The sequence below is a fragment of the Bradyrhizobium sp. AUGA SZCCT0176 genome (genome assembly GCF_018130145.1).
Lineage (GTDB): Bacteria > Pseudomonadota > Alphaproteobacteria > Rhizobiales > Xanthobacteraceae > Bradyrhizobium.
Window position 1 is genome coordinate 148,877 of record NZ_JAFCMB010000013.1, and the last position, 17,277, is coordinate 166,153.

10 protein-coding genes are annotated in these 17,277 nt (G+C 63.0%); 8 read left to right on the forward strand and 2 right to left on the reverse strand.

The features are described from left to right. The first annotated feature begins 55 nt into the window (after positions 1-55). The 6 genes from JQ600_RS26165 to JQ600_RS26190 are packed head-to-tail and all read left to right on the forward strand — an operon-like array spanning position 56 to position 7,496. The gene (locus JQ600_RS26165; RefSeq protein ID WP_212389852.1) at positions 56-2,902 is read left to right on the forward strand and encodes a bifunctional transaldolase/phosoglucose isomerase; all 2,847 of its coding nucleotides are present in this window, start codon (positions 56-58) and stop codon (positions 2,900-2,902) included. Positions 2,903-2,914: 12 nt separating this feature from the next. Then, entirely contained in the window at positions 2,915-3,910 is a 996-nt protein-coding gene (gene gnd, locus JQ600_RS26170; protein WP_212389853.1) for a phosphogluconate dehydrogenase (NAD(+)-dependent, decarboxylating), read from the forward strand. 5 nt (positions 3,911-3,915) lie between these two features. After that, positions 3,916-5,427 carry a glucose-6-phosphate dehydrogenase gene (gene zwf, locus JQ600_RS26175; RefSeq protein ID WP_212389854.1) on the forward strand — a complete coding sequence of 504 codons (1,512 nt, stop codon included), beginning with the start codon at positions 3,916-3,918 and terminating at the stop codon, positions 5,425-5,427. Positions 5,428-5,429: 2 nt separating this feature from the next. Beyond that, complete coding sequence (gene pgl, locus JQ600_RS26180) at positions 5,430-6,182, forward strand: 6-phosphogluconolactonase (RefSeq protein ID WP_212389855.1); 753 nt, start codon at positions 5,430-5,432, stop codon at positions 6,180-6,182. Positions 6,183-6,210: 28 nt separating this feature from the next. Further along, positions 6,211-6,696, forward strand: coding sequence for a gluconokinase (locus JQ600_RS26185; protein WP_212389868.1), 486 nt, complete (start codon positions 6,211-6,213; stop codon positions 6,694-6,696). After that, positions 6,693-7,496, forward strand: a complete 804-nt coding sequence (locus JQ600_RS26190) for a Cof-type HAD-IIB family hydrolase (RefSeq protein WP_212389856.1) — start codon at positions 6,693-6,695, stop codon at positions 7,494-7,496. The genes JQ600_RS26185 and JQ600_RS26190 overlap by 4 nt, the downstream gene beginning before the upstream one ends. A gap of 275 nt (positions 7,497-7,771) precedes the next feature. On the opposite strand, the gene JQ600_RS26195 is transcribed toward JQ600_RS26190, so the two are convergent. After that, on the reverse strand, positions 7,772-9,571 hold the full coding sequence (locus tag JQ600_RS26195) for a glycoside hydrolase family 15 protein (protein WP_212389857.1): 1,800 nt from the start codon (positions 9,569-9,571) through the stop codon (positions 7,772-7,774). 24 nt (positions 9,572-9,595) lie between these two features. After that, a complete protein-coding gene (malQ, locus tag JQ600_RS26200; protein WP_212490153.1) occupies positions 9,596-11,542 on the reverse strand; it encodes a 4-alpha-glucanotransferase in 1,947 nt (648 codons plus the stop codon). A gap of 300 nt (positions 11,543-11,842) precedes the next feature. Here malQ and treS point away from each other — a divergent pair, with 300 nt between their 5' ends. Both treS and glgB read left to right on the forward strand, forming a co-directional pair. Continuing rightward, positions 11,843-15,133 carry a maltose alpha-D-glucosyltransferase gene (gene treS, locus JQ600_RS26205; protein ID WP_212389869.1) on the forward strand — a complete coding sequence of 1,097 codons (3,291 nt, stop codon included), beginning with the start codon at positions 11,843-11,845 and terminating at the stop codon, positions 15,131-15,133. After that, positions 15,130-17,277: a 1,4-alpha-glucan branching protein GlgB gene (gene glgB, locus JQ600_RS26210; protein WP_212389859.1), complete on the forward strand. Its 2,148-nt coding sequence runs from the start codon at positions 15,130-15,132 to the stop codon at positions 17,275-17,277. The genes treS and glgB overlap by 4 nt, the downstream gene beginning before the upstream one ends.

The window sequence follows — 17,277 nt, forward strand, 5'->3', positions numbered from 1 at the left end:
GCACCCGAAAGCTGCCGGGGAACCCGAAAACCGACGACCGGACAGAACAGGCATCATGAATCCCGTCAAAGCACTCGAAAACCACGGTCAGGCCGTCTGGCTGGATTTCCTCGCCCGCGGCTTCGTCGCCAAGGGCGATCTGAAGAATTTGATCGACACCGACGGCGTCAAAGGCGTGACATCGAACCCCGCGATCTTCGAGAAAGCCATCGGCAGTTCGGACGAATATGACGGCGCGATCGGCCAGGCGCTGAAAAAGGGCGACCGCCCGGTCGCCGACCTGTTCGAACATGTCGCCATTGAGGACATCCAGAACGCCGCTGACGTGTTGCGGCCGGTCTACGACCAGTTGAAGGGCGAGGACGGTTTCGTCAGCCTCGAGGTCTCGCCCTATCTGGCGATGGACACCAAAGGCACCATCGCCGAGGCCGAGCGGCTGTGGAAGGACGTCAAGCGCAAGAATTTGATGGTGAAGGTGCCGGCGACGCCGGAGGGCCTGCCTGCGATCGAACATCTGATCGGCGAAGGCATCAGCATCAACATCACGCTGTTGTTCTCGCAAAAGGTCTATCGCCAGGTGGCGGAAGCCTATCTCGACGGGCTGGAGAAACTCGTCGCCGGGGGTGGCGATCCCTCGCGCGTGGCCAGTGTCGCCAGCTTCTTCGTCAGCCGGATCGACAGCGCCGTCGACAAGCAGCTCGACGACAAGATCGCAAAGGCCAACGATCCCAGCGAAAAGGAGCGCCTGAGCGCGCTCAAGGGCAAGGTCGCGATCGCGAACGCCAAGATGGCCTATCAGGACTACAAGGGGCTGTTTTCGGGCGCACGCTGGGACAAGCTCAAGGCCAAGGGCGCAAAGCCGCAGCGGCTGTTGTGGGCTTCGACCGGCACCAAGAACAAAGACTATAGTGACGTGCTCTATGTCGAGGAACTGATCGGCCCCAACACCATCAACACGGTGCCGCCGGCGACGCTCGACGCGTTCCGCGATCACGGCACGCCGCGCGACAGCCTCGAGGAAAATATCGAGGACGCGCGCCGCGTGCTGGAAGAGCTGGAAAAATCCGGCATCTCGCTCGATGCGATCACCACCGAGCTGGTCAAGGATGGCGTCAAGCAATTCGCCGACGCCGCCGACAAGCTCTACGGCGCCGTCGCGCACAAGCGCGCGGCTTCGCTTGGCGGCGGGATCGACAAGCAGCACCTCGTGCTCGGCGACGGCATCAAGAAAGCCGTGCAGAAGAGCACCGAGGACTGGCGGGCGTCAGCAAAAATCCGACGGCTCTGGCACAAGGATAAATCGGTCTGGAGCAATGACGACGAGAACAAATGGCTGGGTTGGCTGAACAGCCCGGCTGCCGCTGACGTCGCCGACTATGAGGATTTTGCCAGGCGCGTGAAGGGGCAGAACTTTTCCGACGCTGTCGTGCTCGGCATGGGCGGATCGAGCCTCGGTCCGGAAGTGCTGGCGGAAACCTTCCCGAAAAAGTCGGGCTTCCCGAAACTGCACGTGCTCGACTCCACCGACCCCGCGCAGGTGCGCGCGATGGAGAAGAAGGTCGACCTGGCAAAAACCCTGTTCATCGTCTCCAGCAAATCCGGCGGCACCACCGAGCCGAATGCGATGAAGGATTATTTCTTCGATCGCGTTTCCAGGACCATCGGCGCTGACAAGGCCGGCCATCGCTTCATCGCGGTGACCGACCCCGGCTCGTCGCTGGAGAAGGTCGCGACCAAGCAGGGTTTCGCGCGCATTTTCTACGGCGATCCATCGATCGGCGGACGTTACTCGGTGCTGTCACCGTTCGGGCTGGTGCCGGCGGCTGCCGCCGGCATCGATGTCAAAAGCCTGATCAAGCACACGCTGGCGATGGTGCGCTCCTGCGGCGCCGACGTGCCGCCGCACGAAAACCCCGGCGTGCAGCTTGGGCTTGCGCTCGGGTTAGCCGGGCTCGAAGGCCGCGACAAGGTGACGATATCCTCGTCGAAGAAGATCGCCGATTTCGGCGCCTGGGCCGAGCAATTGATCGCGGAGTCCACCGGCAAGGACGGCAAGGGCCTGATCCCCATCGACGGCGAACCGCTCGCCGATCCCGCCGTTTACGGCGACGATCGCTTCTTCATCGATATCCGAACCGAGGGCGAAGACGATCCGGCGCACGACGACAAGCTCACCGCCCTCGAGGCCGCCGGGCATCCGGTGGTCCGCATCGTCATGAAATCGATCGACCATATCGGCCAGGAGTTCTTCCGCTTCGAGATGGCGACCGCAGTGGCCGGCGCTATCCTCGGCATCAACCCGTTCAACCAGCCTGATGTCGAGGCGGCCAAGATCAAGACGCGCGAACTGACCGCGGCGTTCGAGAAAACCGGCGCGCTGCCGGCGGAACAGCCGGTGGTCGCCACCGCCGAAGCCGACATCTACACCGACGAAGCCAATGCCGCCGCGCTGCGCAAGGCCGGCGCCAATGGCACTTTGGAATCCTGGATCAAGGCGCACCTCTCGCGTCCCGGCAGCGGCGACTATTTTGCGCTGCTGGCCTATATCGCGCGCGACGGCGCTTCGATCGACACGCTGCAGAAGATGCGGCTGGCGGTACGTGACGTCAGGCAGGTAGCGACCTGCGCCGAATTCGGTCCGCGCTTCCTGCATTCGACCGGCCAGGCCTACAAGGGTGGGCCCGACAGCGGCGTGTTCCTGCAGATCACCGCCGACGATGCCAAGGACCTGGCCGTGCCCGGCCAGAAGGCGAGTTTCGGCGTCGTCAAGGCAGCCCAGGCGCGCGGCGATTTCGACGTGCTGACCGAACGCGGCCGGCGCGCATTGCGGGTTCATCTCAAAGGCGACCTCAAGCCGGCGCTTGCCGCGCTGGATGCCGCGATATCCGAAGCGCTCAATTAGGGAAGTATTGGCATGCAGCTTGGCATGATCGGCCTCGGCCGGATGGGCGGCAATATCGTGCGGCGGCTGATGAGGAACGGCCACACGTCGGTGGTCTACGACAAGGACGCCAAGGCCGTTGCGGCACTGGCGGCCGAAGGCGCTGCCGGCGCCGACACGCTCGAAGCTTTCGTGGCGAAACTGGAAAAGCCGCGCACCGCCTGGGTGATGCTGCCGGCCGGCAAGATCACCGAGGCCACCATCGAAGCACTCGCAAAACTGATGGAGCCCGGTGACGTCATCATCGACGGCGGCAACACGTTCTGGCAGGACGACGTCCGCCGCGGCAAGACGCTCAGGGAGCGCGGGCTGCATTATGTCGACGTCGGCACCAGCGGCGGCGTCTGGGGCATCGAGCGCGGCTATTGCATGATGATCGGCGGCGACAAGGCCGTGGTCGACCGGCTCGATCCGATCTTCAAGACGCTGGCGCCGGGGATCGGCGACATCCCGCGCACCGGCGGACGCGACGGACGCGACCCGCGCATCGAGCAGGGCTATATCCATGCCGGTCCCAGCGGCGCCGGGCATTTCGTCAAGATGATCCATAACGGCATCGAATATGGCCTGATGCAGGCCTATGCCGAGGGTTTTGACATCCTGAAGAACGCCAATATCGAGGCGCTGCCGGCGGAGCATCGGTTTGATCTCGACATCGCCGATATCGCCGAGGTGTGGCGGCGCGGCAGCGTGATCCCCTCCTGGCTGCTCGATCTCACCTCGTCAGCGCTCGCGGAAAATCACACGCTCGACAACTATTCCGGCCATGTCGAAGATTCCGGCGAAGGCCGCTGGACCGTCAATGCCGCGATCGACGAGGCGGTGCCGGCCGAGGTGCTGACGGCGGCGCTCTATGCGCGCTTCCGCTCGCGCAAGGATCACACATTCGCGGAGAAGATCCTTTCCGCGATGCGCGCAGGCTTCGGCGGTCACAAGGAGCCGCCGAAGAAGCCGGGCTCGAAGGCTTAATGCCCATGGCGGTCGGCAAACTGGCACAGACGAAACCCGATCCCTGCTCCTTCGTCATCTTTGGCGTCACCGGCGATCTCGCGCATCGGCTGGTGATCCCTGCCCTCTACAATCTGGCGGCAGCCGATCTGCTGCCGGAAAAATTCTGCGTCGTCGGCATTGCCCGCAAGGGCATGACCAGCGACCAGTTGCGCGACAGCCTGATGAAGGGCCTGCATCAATTCGCCACGCGCCAAGTGGACGAGGAGATCGCGATGCGCCTGCTCGCATGCGTCACCTGCATCGAGGCTGACCCGCGGGATCCCGCCTCATTCGACGCCATGAGCGAGCAGCTCGACAAATTGGAAGCCGCGCGAAACACCCAAGGCAATCGCCTGTTCTATCTCGCGACGCCGCCGAGCGCCTTCCTGCCGATCAGCCGCGAACTCGGCCGCACCGGCATGCTGGTCGAGAACGGCACATGGCGTCGCCTGGTGGTCGAAAAGCCGTTCGGCACCGATCTGGCATCGGCAAGAGAGCTCAACAGCGAACTCCTGAAGCTGGTCGAAGAGCATCAGATCTACCGGATCGATCATTATCTCGGCAAGGAGACCGTCCAGAACATCCTGGTGCTGCGCTTCGCCAACGGCATGTTCGAGCCGATCTGGAACCGCAATCACATCGACCACATCCAGATCACGGTCGATGAAAAACTCGGCGTCGGTCATCGTGGCAGCTTCTATGACGCCACCGGCGCGTTGCGCGACATGGTGCCGAACCATCTGTTTCAACTGCTGTCGCTGGTCGCGATGGAGCCGCCATCGAAGTTCGACGCGCATTCGGTGCGCTCGGAAAAGGCCGACGTGCTGGCCGCGATCCAGACCCAGAGCGAGCAGGAGGCGCTGCATAATTCGGTGCGCGGGCAATATCGCGCCGGCATGGTCGGCGACACCGAGATCGAGGACTATCGCCGGACCGCCGACGTCAAACCCGCCAGCACCACGGAAACCTATGCTGCGCTGAAACTGACCATCGACAATTGGCGCTGGGCCGGCGTTCCCTTTTATCTGCGCACCGGCAAGGCGCTCGGCATCAAGCGCACCGAGATCGCCATCAAGTTCAAGCAGGCGCCATTCGCGATGTTCCGCGACACGCCGGTGGACCGGCTCTCGCAGAATTACCTGATCATCTCGACCGAACCGACCGAAGGTATCGCGCTGCAGTTCAATACCAAGGTGCCGGGCCCGACCATCAATATCGACGGCGTCGAGATGAAGTTTCGCTACAAGGATTATTTCAAGGCCGAGCCATCGACCGGCTATGAGACCCTGATCTACGACTGTATGATCGGCGACAACATCCTGTTTCAGCGCGCCGACAGCGTCGAGGCCGGCTGGCGCGCGGTGCAGCCATTTCTCGACGCCTGGAAGAACGCCGGCGGCAAGGGGCTCAAGGTCTATGAGCCCGGCAGCGAGGGTCCGGAGGAAGCCAACGATCTGCTGGAGCGAGACGGCCGCAGCTGGCGCAAGCTCAGTTAGAGATGATGTCGAACGACAATCGCCATGTGACGTCAGTTGCCGATCCAGCCGCGATGGCCGAGGCCGCCGCAGAGCGCGTCATCGCGCGGATATCGGAGAACCCCGGCCGCGTCGCGATCTGCCTGACCGGCGGATCGAGCCCGAAACAGCTCTATCAATTGCTCGGCACCGACCCCTGGCGAAGCCGGATTCCGTGGCAACGCGTGCACTGGTTCATCGGCGACGAACGTTTCGTGCCCGCGGATGATCCCCTCAACAACATGCGCGTGGCACGGAAGACCTTTCTGGACCGATGCGCGCCGGCATCCAACATCCATCCAATCCCGACGAGTACGGCCGATCCCACCGATCCCGATCGCGGTGCGGCGCTTTACGAGGGCGAACTGAAAGCGTTCTATGGCGCAGACGACCTCGACCCTGCCCGGCCGCTGTTCGATCTCGTGCTGATGGGCGTCGGGCCCGACGGCCATACCGCGTCGCTGTTTCCCGGCGATCCCTTGCTCGACGAGGTCAGGCGTTGGGTGGTCGGCGTACACAAAGCCAATGTCGAACCGTTCGTCCCGCGCATCACGCTCACGCTGCCGACGCTGGCTTGCTGCCGCGAAATGCTGTTCGAGATCGCAGGATCAGACAAACGCGCGATCTTGACGCGGGTGTTCGCAGGCGAGAACCTGCCGGCGAGCCGCGCGCGATCCAGCGGCGAGACGACCTGGCTGGTGGATCAGGCGGCATTGCCGGAGGATTTTTGTGCGTGATGCGACAAGCCCCTGCGCGCTGGTGGTGATGGGCGTCTCCGGCTCAGGCAAGAGCACCATCGCTGAAAGCCTGGCCGCGCGGCTGGGCTGGCGCTACGAGGATGCGGACAAATTTCACCCGCCCGCCAATGTCGCGAAGATGAGCGCGGGCCAGCCGCTGACGGATGAAGACCGCTGGCCCTGGCTGCAGGCGATTGCCGACGAGATCGACCGCCTCTCGGCTGCCGGACAACGCGCTGTCGTCGCCTGTTCGGCGCTCAAGCGCAGCTACCGCGACATTCTCGTGCATGGACGCGATGATATCCGCATCGTCTTTTTGAACGGGACGCAGGACCTGATCGCGGACCGGCTCGCTGCCCGCAAGGGCCACTTCATGCCGCCGGGGCTGCTCGCCAGCCAGTTCAAGACGCTGGAGCCGCCGCAGCCAGCCGAACGTCCGATTACGGTGTCGATCGCCGCCCCGATTGAGACCATCGTCGACGACATTGTCACTCAATTGAAAGTGCCCTCATGAGCCGCATTGCGCTTGTCGTATCCGATGTCGATGGCACGCTGTTGACCAAGGACAAGATCCTCACCGATGACGCAAGGAACGCCGTCCGAGCGCTGCACGCCGCCGGCATCGGCTTCACCATCGTCTCCAGCCGCCCGACCATCGGCATGGGCTTTCTGATCGAACCACTTGCAATCACGCTGCCGGTCGGCGCCTTCAACGGCAGCTCGATCGTCAATGCGAAGTTGCAGCCGATTGAACAGCATCTGATCGCGCCAGCGGTGGCGCAACGCAGCCTCGATGTGCTCAATGAATCCGGCGTCGATATCTGGCTGTTCAGCAACGAGCGCTGGTACACGCGCAATCCCGACGGCGAATACGTTTCGCACGAAAAGCGGGCGATCAAGGCCGATCCGACCATCATCGCGGATTTCACGCCGCATTTGTCCGAAGCTTGCAAGATCGTCGGCGCCAGTTCCGACGCGGCGCTGCTCGCGCGCTGCGAAGCGGCGATGAAGCAGGCGGTGGGCGCAGAGGCCACCGCGGTTCGCTCGCAGACCTATTACCTCGACGTCACCCCCGCGGGTCACGACAAGGGCACGTTCGTCGAGAACATCGCCAAACGGCTCGGCGTTTCGACCGACGCCGTCGCCACCATCGGAGACATGCAGAACGACCTGCCGATGTTTGCCCGAAGCGGCATGTCGTTCGCGATGGGCAACGCGGCCGATGACATCAAGCAGCGCGCGACGCATGTGACCGATACGAACGAACGTGACGGTTTTGCCCGCGCGATGGAGACGATTTTGAAGCTCGGCTAGCCAACCGTTTCGTATCGTCGCTGTGAGAGTGCGAAATCAAGCACGTCTCAAGAATAAATCCATAAGTCGCCAAAGCTTTCGCCCGGCAAATCCGCTTTATTGCCTTCGTCGCCGCGGTTTTCGGGGTTGCCGATACCCCACACCATTTCCGACTCCAACGGGTGTGAATCGGCAAGCGCGAGCCGGTATTCATCCAGAGGTACGCAGGCACCCAGCCCCGCCTGCAGCCGTGCGACTGGGTGCCGGCTCGCGTGACGTCAATCCGACGAGATAGCCTACTTCGACCGCTGCATCGCCGGCTTCTCGGTCGTCTGCTTCGCCGCGCTGAGGTTATGGGCGGTGTTGATCAGCGCGATATGCGTCAACGCCTGCGGGAAATTACCGGTCTGGCGGCCAGCGCCGGTGTCGAACTCTTCGGCCAACAGGCCGACATCATTGGCAATCGCGACCACGCGCTCGAACAACGCCCGCGCCTTGTCGAGTTCTCCCGTCAGCACATAGGCATCGGCGAGCCAGAGGCTGCAGGCCAGGAATGCGCCTTCCGCCGGCTGCTGCTCGACTTCACGGGGGTCATGCCGCAACACGAAGCCGTCCCGCATCAAGTATTTCTCGATAGCGGCCAGCGTTCCCCGCACGCGGGGATCCGTTGGTTCGAGGAACCCGACCGAGGGCAACAACAGGATGCTGGCATCCAGCATTTTCGAACCGTAGGATTCGACGAACGCGTTCAGCTCGCGATCAAAGCCCTTTTCGCAGACGTCGCGATGGATGGTGTCGCGCAGTGTCCGCCACTTTTCCAGTGGCGCCTTGAAGCCGAATTTTTCGACGCTCTTGATGCCACGGTCGAAGGCGACCCAGCACATCACCTTGGACGAGACATAGTGCTTGCCGTCGCCGCGGCGCTCCCAGATGCCGTGATCCGGTTGATCCCATTGTTCGCCCAGATGCTCCAGCACCGTGCATTCCAGTGCCCAGCTTCCTTCATAGAGTTCGAGCTTGGCTATTCGCCACTGATGGAAGGCGTCGATCAGCTCGCCATAGACGTCGAGTTGCAGCTGCGCATGCGCGGCGTTGCCGACGCGGACCGGCTGCGCGCCCTCATAGCCCGGGAGCCAGCCCGCCTCCCATTCCAAGAGCCGCCGCTCGCCCATGATGCCGTACATGATCTGCATGTTGGCCGGCGATCCCGCCACCGCACGCAACAGCCAGTTGTGCCAGGCGAGGGCTTCCTCGGTATAGCCCGAGTTCATCAGCGCCAGCAGCGTAAAGGTGGCATCGCGCAGCCAGCAGAAGCGATAGTCCCAGTTGCGCCCGCCACCGAGCTTTTCCGGCAGCGAGGTGGTGGGCGCCGCGACAATACCGCCGGTCGGCGCATAGGTCAGCGCCTTTAGCGTGATCAGCGAGCGCATCACGAGATCGCGATGTTCGCCTTCGTAGCTGCAGCGGGCGCTCCATTCGCTCCAGAACGCCTCGGTTTCCTGCAAAGCGACCGCCGGATCGATCGGCGCGGGCACCGCCAGATGCGAGGGCCCGTAGGTGAGGACAAAGGGCACGGTATCGCCCTCGCCTACCTCAAACTCCGCCACCGTGGTCAGGTCCTCGCCGCGGGTCTCGACCGGCGTTCGCAGCACGGTCATGTCAGGCCCGCAAATCGCGAGCAGACCCGAGCCGTCGTCGGTTTTCCTGACCCAGGGAATATCGATGCCAAAGCCAAAGCGGATCACCAGTTGCATCCGCAGCCTGACCCGGCCGCTGACCCCGCGCACCAGCCGCACCACGTCGGACGCATTGCCGCGCGGCGGCATGAAATCGATCAGGTCGATCACGCCATTGGCGGTCTCAAACCGCGTCTCCAGGATCAGCGTGTTGCCCCGGTAGCGGCGTGACGTGTTGGTGATCTCTTCTGCGGGCGCGATCAGCCAGCGGCCATGCTTGTGGCTGCCGAGCAGCGCGGCAAAGCAGGCGTCGGAATCGAACGCCGGCCAACACAGCCAGTCGATCGAGCCGTCACGACCTACCAGCGCCGCGGTCTCGCAATCGCCGATCAATCCGTAGTCTTCTATCCTGCACGACAAGGCTTGCTACCACCTGGATCGGACCTATCCGCGCGACCGCTCGCGTGTCGCGGCCTTCAGCGCGGCAACGTCGATCGTGGACGCGATCTGCTCGAGCGGCACCGGCAGCCGGCGGCGCCAGTTCGGGTGTTCGTCGACCGTGCCGGGAATATTGGGCTGGTCCACCAGACCCAAAAAATCCTCCAGCGCGATCGCGAGCAGCCGTGATGGCGTCCGCGCGAGGAAATTTGCCACCGAGTAGAGGTCGTTCTTGTCGATGCCGTTGTGGCGCAGCACGTCGTCCAGCATCGCCAGCGCATGCCATCGCGCATCATCGCTTTCGCCGGGATCGATGCCGAGCGCACGCTTGGTCTTGAGGTCGCCGAACGAGCGCCAGCCGGCATAGGTCGACAGATCGTGGGTATTGAAGGTGACGAGCGCGTTGGCGAGGTAATGATCGAGGCTTTTGAACGCGCCGTGATCGTCGCGCTCGAACATCATCACCAGATAGGACCAGATGCCCCACCCGGCAATCTGGTCGCGAAAACCCTCCGGCACGGTGCCGAGGTCTTCACCGATCACGACGCAGCGCTGCGCGATGCTTTCCTGCGCGGTTGCGGCCAGTAACGCCTCGAACGGCATCGGCACATAGACGCCGTCGGCGGCGCTGAAGCCTTGCGGCACCAGATAAAGCCGCTTCAAACCCAATACATGGTCGAGCCGGATCGCGCCGGCGTGCCGCATCGAGGCGCGCAGCATTTCGCGATAGGGCGCGAACGATTGGAGCTCCAGCCCGGTCGCGTTGAAGCCGGCAAGGCCCCAGCTCTGGCCGGCGGTGTTGAGCGGATCGGGCGGCGCGCCGACGCCGAGATGCCGCGAGATCGCCACCTGTTCGTTCCACGCATCGAAACCGTCGGCTTGCACGCCGACGGCGACGTCGAGATAGAGCCCTACCCTCATGCCGAGCTCAAGCGCGCGGTCTTTCGCAGCCGCTAATTGCCGATCGGCCGTCCATTGCACGAATTCGACAAACGCGATTTCGGCCGCGTCCGGACCCTTGCGCAGCTCAGCGCATTTGGCGTCGTCCGGTTGCCGCCATTCGTCCGGCCATTCCCACCAGGGCTTTTTGAATTTGTGCCGGAGCGTCTCGAAGCAGGCGAAGTGCGACAATAGCGAGCCGCGCTCGGCGCGAAATTTTTCGAACTCCTGCCTGCGCCCTTGTGTCGCATCGGCTTCGAAGGCGGCGAATGCCGATCGCAGTGCGCGCCATTTCAATCCGGCGACAGCGACATAGTCGATCATTTCGCCTTCTCTGGCCCGCGCCAGCGCATCCCTTGTCCCGGCGTCGATGCGGAATTCCGGGATGTTCTCGACATCGACATAGAGCGGGTTGAGAAACAGCCGGCTGTTCGGCGAATACGGACTGCAATCACCGGGACGATCGTCGAACAGGGCATGCAGCGGATTGAGGCCGACGCCATCGGCGCCCAGATGGTTCGCGAGTTCGATCAGACCCTTTAGATCGGTGAAGTCGCCGATCCCCCAGTTGCGCGCCGAGCGGACGCCGTAAAGCTGGACCGCGAGCAGCCAACAGCGGTCGAAATCGCCGCCAAAAGCCCTTGGCGGCGCCGATAGCAGCGGCACGTCTTCGGTGGTGGATGCGGCATCGGTCAGCTGCAGCCGATGGACCCCCAGCGGCAGATCCAGCGGCCAGGCAATGACGCGATCGACGGCCTCGCCTTCCGCGATAACCTTGTGATCGGCCACGATTTTCCATCGGACCGGAAGCCTTGCGGCAGCCGAAAGCCCGGTCCGCGCAGGCAGCCCGGACCGCACCACGACCGGGCCGCCGATGAACGGGCCCGGGGTCTGCGGCGGCAAGGCATCGAGGATAATTTTGAGGGCGGCCGTATCAGTCACACGGCGGTGACCCTGACCGTCCACGAATTCGGTCTGGATTCCCTGGCTGTTAGCTTGAGCGAAAAGGTCCATTCGGCACGCGGTTTGCACGCAAACGTCTCAGAGGCGTCGCGAAATTGTCCAAATACAGGAAGGGGATAGACGGTGTCTAACGCTCAGCCCCTTGATCGGTTCCAGGGGAACCAAAGTCGGCCGAGCGGCTTTTTACATATGTTCGGAACGTCTCCTTTCTCGCAAGTGAAACGGGGGCGTCGTTTCCATGGCTATGGCATCACCGTGAACAAAAAAGTCCAAACCGGCGAAAGCTCCAAGGCCGGCGTCTCCTACCGATTCGATGCTGCCGATCCGCTGAATGACGGCGGCAGCTTTGCGATCGATGCAAGCGAGGTGCCAGCCGTCGAGTCCAGCGACGATGAGCTTTGGTACAAGGATGCCATTATCTATCAGCTCCACGTCAAGGCCTTTGCCGACAGCAACAATGACGGCATCGGCGATTTCGCAGGACTGACGGAGAAGCTGGGTTACCTGCAGGACCTCGGCGTCACCACGCTTTGGCTGTTGCCGTTCTACCCCTCACCCGGGCGTGATGACGGCTACGACATCGCCGACTATGGCGACATCAATCCCGATTTCGGGACGATGAAGGATTTCCGGCGCTTCATCCAGGAAGCCAAGCGGCGCGGCCTGCGCGTCATCACCGAGCTCGTCGTCAATCACACCTCCGACCAGCACGACTGGTTCAAGCGCGCCCGGCGCAGCGGCCCGGATTCGAGCGCGCGCAACTGGTATGTCTGGAGCGATACCGACCAGAAATACCAGGGCACGCGGATCATCTTCACCGATACCGAGAAGTCGAACTGGACCTGGGACCCGGAAGCCGGCCAGTTCTACTGGCATCGCTTCTTCGCGCACCAGCCGGATCTCAATTTCGACAATCCGCGCGTGGTCAGTGCGCTGGTAAAGGTGATGAAGCGCTGGCTCGATACCGGCGTCGACGGTTTCCGCCTCGATGCCATTCCTTATCTGTGCGAGCGCGACGGCACCAACAACGAGAACCTGCCCGAGACCCACGCCATCATCAAGCGGCTGCGCACCGAGCTCGACGCCTATGCCAAAGGCAAGGTGTTGCTGGCGGAGGCCAACCAATGGCCCGAGGACGTGCAGGAATATTTCGGCCGCAGCGATGAATGCCACATGGCCTATCACTTCCCGCTGATGCCGCGCATCTACATGGCGATCGCCCAGGAAGACCGCTTTCCGATCACCGACATCCTGCGGCAGACACCTGACATTCCGAGCAATTGCCAATGGGCGCTGTTCCTGCGCAACCATGACGAGCTGACGCTGGAAATGGTCACCGACGTCGAGCGCGATTACCTGTGGTCGACCTACGCCAACGACCCCCGCGCCCGCATCAATGTCGGCATCCGCCGGCGCCTGGCGCCGCTGATGGACAATGACCGGCGCAAGATCGAGCTGATGAACTCGCTGCTGCTGTCGTTCCCGGGCACGCCGATCATTTATTACGGCGACGAAATCGGCATGGGCGACAACATCTATCTCGGCGATCGCAACGGCGTGCGCACGCCGATGCAATGGACGCCGGACCGCAATGGCGGGTTCTCGCGCGCCGATCCGGCGCGGCTTTATGCGCCCACCATCATGGATCCCGTCTACGGTTATGAATCCGTCAACGTCGAGGCGCAGTCGCGCAGCCTGTCGTCGCTGCTGTCAGCCACCAAACGGCTGATCGCGGTCCGCAAATCGACACTGGCTTTCGGCCGCGGCACCATGACGTTCATCCGCCCGGAAAACCGCTCGGTGCTGTGCTATGTGCGCCAGTACGAGGACGAGGCCATTCTCTGCGTCGCCAATTTGTCGCGCTCCGCACAGGCCACCGAACTCGATCTCTCCCCGTGGAAGGACCGGATTCCCCTGGAGATGCTCGGCCGCACGCGCTTCCCCGCGATCGGCGAACTGCCCTACATGATCACGCTGGCGCCGTACGGCTTCTACTGGTTCGAGCTGCAGGAGCGCGACAAGTCCGAGCCGGTGGTGCAGCGGGCGGTGCCCGAATTCGAAACGCTGGTGGTGCCGCTGGGCGCGACCTGGGTATCTCTGGCGCGCACCCGCGGCGTGTTCGAACGCGACGTGCTGCCCGGGCATCTGGCGCGGACGCGCTGGTACCCGGAGCGATCGGCCAAGGCCATCCAGCCGACGCTGATTTCGGCGATCCCGTTCTGCGATATCGGCGATAACAGGCCATGGCTCGCCTTCTTCAAGTCGACGCAACGCGGCGTCACCACGCGCTACGTGCTGCCGTTGCAGATCGAATGGGTGCGCTTCGACCGCGAGCGCTATAACCCGCGCGCGCTGGCCGCCGTGCGTCAGGGCGCCCGTGAAGGAACATTGCTCGACGTCGCCAACGACCAGATTTTCATCGCGATCTTGCTGCGAAACCTCAAGGAGTCGCTACTCGTCGACGAAAGCGAGCAGGGTTTGAAGCTGGAATTCCGGCCGACCAGCCGTTTCTCCGATAAGGCGATCAAGCAGCCCGAACACATCCGCACGATCGAGACCGAGCGGGTCGACAGTACTGCGCAGGTGGATGACGATTACGTCGTCAAGATCTACCGCACGCTGCAGGCCGGCATCAGTCCCGAGATCGAGATGGGCCGTTTTCTGACCGAGATCGCCGGCTATGCCAACACGCCGGCGCTGCTCGGCAGCGTCGAACTGATTGACGGCGACGAACGAAACGCTATCGGCGTCCTGCATGCTTTCGTCGCCAACCAGGGCGACGCCTGGACCGTGACCGCGGCCTATCTCGACCGCTTCGTCGACGAGCAGCGCCTGCTGGCGGCAAGCGAGCGTGTCAGGGAAAGCGAGGATCAGGTCTCTTTTCTGCGCTACATGTCGCAGGCCGGCCGGCGCGTCGCCGAGATGCATGTCGCACTGGCAAGCAATAATGAGCTTCCCGACTTCGTGCCGGAGCCCATCAAGCACGAGGATGTCCAGCGCTGGTTCGGCGACACCCTGGCCCGCGTCGAGCGCGTCTTCGACACGCTGAAGCAGCGACGCGATACGCTGAAAGAGGCGGATCGTCCGCTGGTCGATCAGCTATTGGCCCAGCAATCCGGCCTGCCCGATCGGCTGAAGGCGCTGTTGCCGCAAGAAAACGCCGGGCTCAATATCCGCCATCACGGCGACTTCCATCTTGGCCAGCTGCTGATCGTCAAGGACGACATCTTCATCGTCGATTTCGACGGCGATCCGCGGCGCTCCATCGCCGAGCGTCGGCGCAAGGCGCCCGCGGCGCGCGACGTCGCCAGCATGATCCGTTCGATCGATTATTCGACGACTGCTGCCCTTGAGCGGGCGCTCAAGGTGGCCCACGATGAAAACGGCAGGCTCGGGGCTGCGCTCGCGGAGTGGCGCAATCGGGCGACCGCCGCGTTCCTGGCCGCCTATCGCGAAGCCATGGTTAACAAGCGCCTTTGGCCAGCCGACCCTGAAGCTGCCGAGTCGATGCTCAACTTCTTCCTGCTGGAGAAGGCATGCTACGAGATCGAATATGAACTATCCTACCGGCCGGATTGGCTACGAACGGCCTTGACCGGAATGCTCCGTATTTTGCCGCAACAGTCGCTTGAGGCCTTATGACCAAGCTACCCGCCGAGGCCTATGCGATCATCCAGGGCAATCACACCGACCCCTTCCATTATCTCGGTCTCCATACCGAGGGCGACCGCAAGATCGTTCGTGCGTTCCTGCCGGAGGCCTCCAATGTCGAGGCAATCGGAGAACATGGTGAACGGGCGCCGCTGGCGCGGATCCATGATGCCGGGCTATTTGCCGGTGCGCTGCCGAACGGCTCTACGCGCTATCAATTGCGCGCCCGGTTCGGCGACAAACTGGTCGAACTCGACGACCCCTACCGTTTTCCGCCCGTCCTGAGCGACTTCGACCTTTACCTGCTCGGCGAAGGCACCCATCAGCGCATCTACGACAAGCTCGGCGCCCATCCGATGACGCTGGAAGGCGTCGAGGGCGTGGCCTTTGTCGTGCTGGCGCCGAACGCCCGCGGCGTCAGCGTGGTCGGCGATTTCAACTACTGGAATCCGCGCCGGCACCCGATGCGGGTGCGCGGCGTCGGCTATTGGGAGCTGTTCATTCCCCACGCCAGCGTCGGCGACCACTACAAGTTCGACATCATCGAACCCAACGGACAGCATTTGCCGCTGAAGTCCGATCCGGTCGCCTTTGCCGCCGAAGTGCGTCCCAAGACCGCCTCGATCGTTTTCGACCAGGCCAATCTGCCGCGTCCGCGCCCGGCACCGGTTGGCATGAATGCGTTGAACGTGCCGATGTCGATTTACGAGGTTCATCTCGGTTCATGGCGGCGCAAGGGCAGCAACGATTGGCTGACCTACCGCGAACTCGCCGAGCAGCTTCCGGCCTATGTCAGGAATCTCGGATTTACCCATGTAGAACTTCTACCCATCAGCGAACATCCGTTCGACGGCTCGTGGGGCTATCAGCCGACCGGCATGTTCGCACCGACCAGCCGGTTCGGCACGCCGGAGGATTTTGCCGCGCTGGTCGATGCCTTCCATCGCGAGGGCATTGCCGTGCTGCTGGACTGGGTGCCCGGACACTTCCCCGACGATCCCCATGGCCTCGGCCATTTCGACGGCACCGCATTGTACGAGCACGCCAACCCCTTGCAGGGCCGCCATCTCGACTGGGGCACGCTGATCTACAATTACGGCCGCACCGAAGTGGTGAATTTCCTGGTGTCGAACGCGCTGTTCTGGCTGGAACGCTACGCCATCGACGGGCTGCGCGTCGATGCGGTCGCCTCGATGCTCTATCTCGACTACTCCAGGCCCGCCGGCGAATGGATTCCGAACCAGCTTGGCGGGCGGGAAAATCTCGAAGCCATCGGCTTTCTGCGCCGCTTCAACACCGAAGTGTTCGGACGCTTCCCGGACGCCACCACCGCGGCGGAGGAATCCACCGCATGGCCGCAAGTCTCCCGCCCGGTCGAATATGGCGGGCTTGGCTTCGGCTACAAGTGGAACATGGGCTGGATGCACGACACGCTGAAATATATCGGCAAGGATCCGATCCACCGCAAATTCCATCACGGCGACATCCTGTTCGGCCTGCAATATGCGTTCTCGGAAAACTTCATCCTGCCGCTGTCGCATGACGAAGTCGTGCACGGCAAACGCTCGATCCTGGGACGGATGCCCGGCGACGACTGGCAGCGTTTTGCGAATTTGCGCGCCTATTACAGCTTCATGTTCGGCCATCCCGGCAAGAAGCTGATGTTCATGGGCTGCGAATTCGGCCAGGAGCGCGAGTGGGATCACGATCACTCGCTGGATTGGCACCTGCTGCAACAGCCAAGGCATGCCGGCATCCACAGCCTGGTCCGCGACCTCAACCACCTCTATCGCACGGTGCCGGCGCTGCACGAGCTGGATTGCAGCCAGCCGGGCTTCGAATGGGTCATCACCCATGATTCCGGCGGCAACGTCTTTGCCTGGGTCCGCAAGGGCCTTGATCCGCGAGCGCGCTGCCTCGTGGTCGTGAACTTCTCGCCCAACGTCTACTACGATTACCGGGTACGTGTGCCGTTTGCCGGCAAATGGAAAGAAGTGTTCAATTCGGACTCCGCGCATTATGGCGGCAGCAATGTCGGCAATATCGGCGAGGTCCGGACGCTGGAGGGCAACATCCCCGAACTCAACCTGACCATTCCGCCGCTGGCCGCGATCTTTCTCGTACCGGAAAGCTGA

Excerpts from the sequence above, each read along its gene's own strand:
- JQ600_RS26165 (WP_212389852.1), top strand. The coding sequence starts at position 56 with ATGAATCCCGTCAAAGCACTCGAAAACCACGGTCAGGCCGTCTGGCTG.
- gnd (WP_212389853.1), top strand. The coding sequence starts at position 2,915 with ATGCAGCTTGGCATGATCGGCCTCGGCCGGATGGGCGGCAATATCGTG.
- zwf (WP_212389854.1), top strand. The coding sequence starts at position 3,916 with ATGGCGGTCGGCAAACTGGCACAGACGAAACCCGATCCCTGCTCCTTC.
- pgl (WP_212389855.1), top strand. The coding sequence starts at position 5,430 with ATGATGTCGAACGACAATCGCCATGTGACGTCAGTTGCCGATCCAGCC.
- JQ600_RS26185 (WP_212389868.1), top strand. The coding sequence starts at position 6,211 with ATGGGCGTCTCCGGCTCAGGCAAGAGCACCATCGCTGAAAGCCTGGCC.
- JQ600_RS26190 (WP_212389856.1), top strand. The coding sequence starts at position 6,693 with ATGAGCCGCATTGCGCTTGTCGTATCCGATGTCGATGGCACGCTGTTG.
- malQ (WP_212490153.1), bottom strand. The coding sequence starts at position 11,542 with ATGGACCTTTTCGCTCAAGCTAACAGCCAGGGAATCCAGACCGAATTC.
- glgB (WP_212389859.1), top strand. The coding sequence starts at position 15,130 with ATGACCAAGCTACCCGCCGAGGCCTATGCGATCATCCAGGGCAATCAC.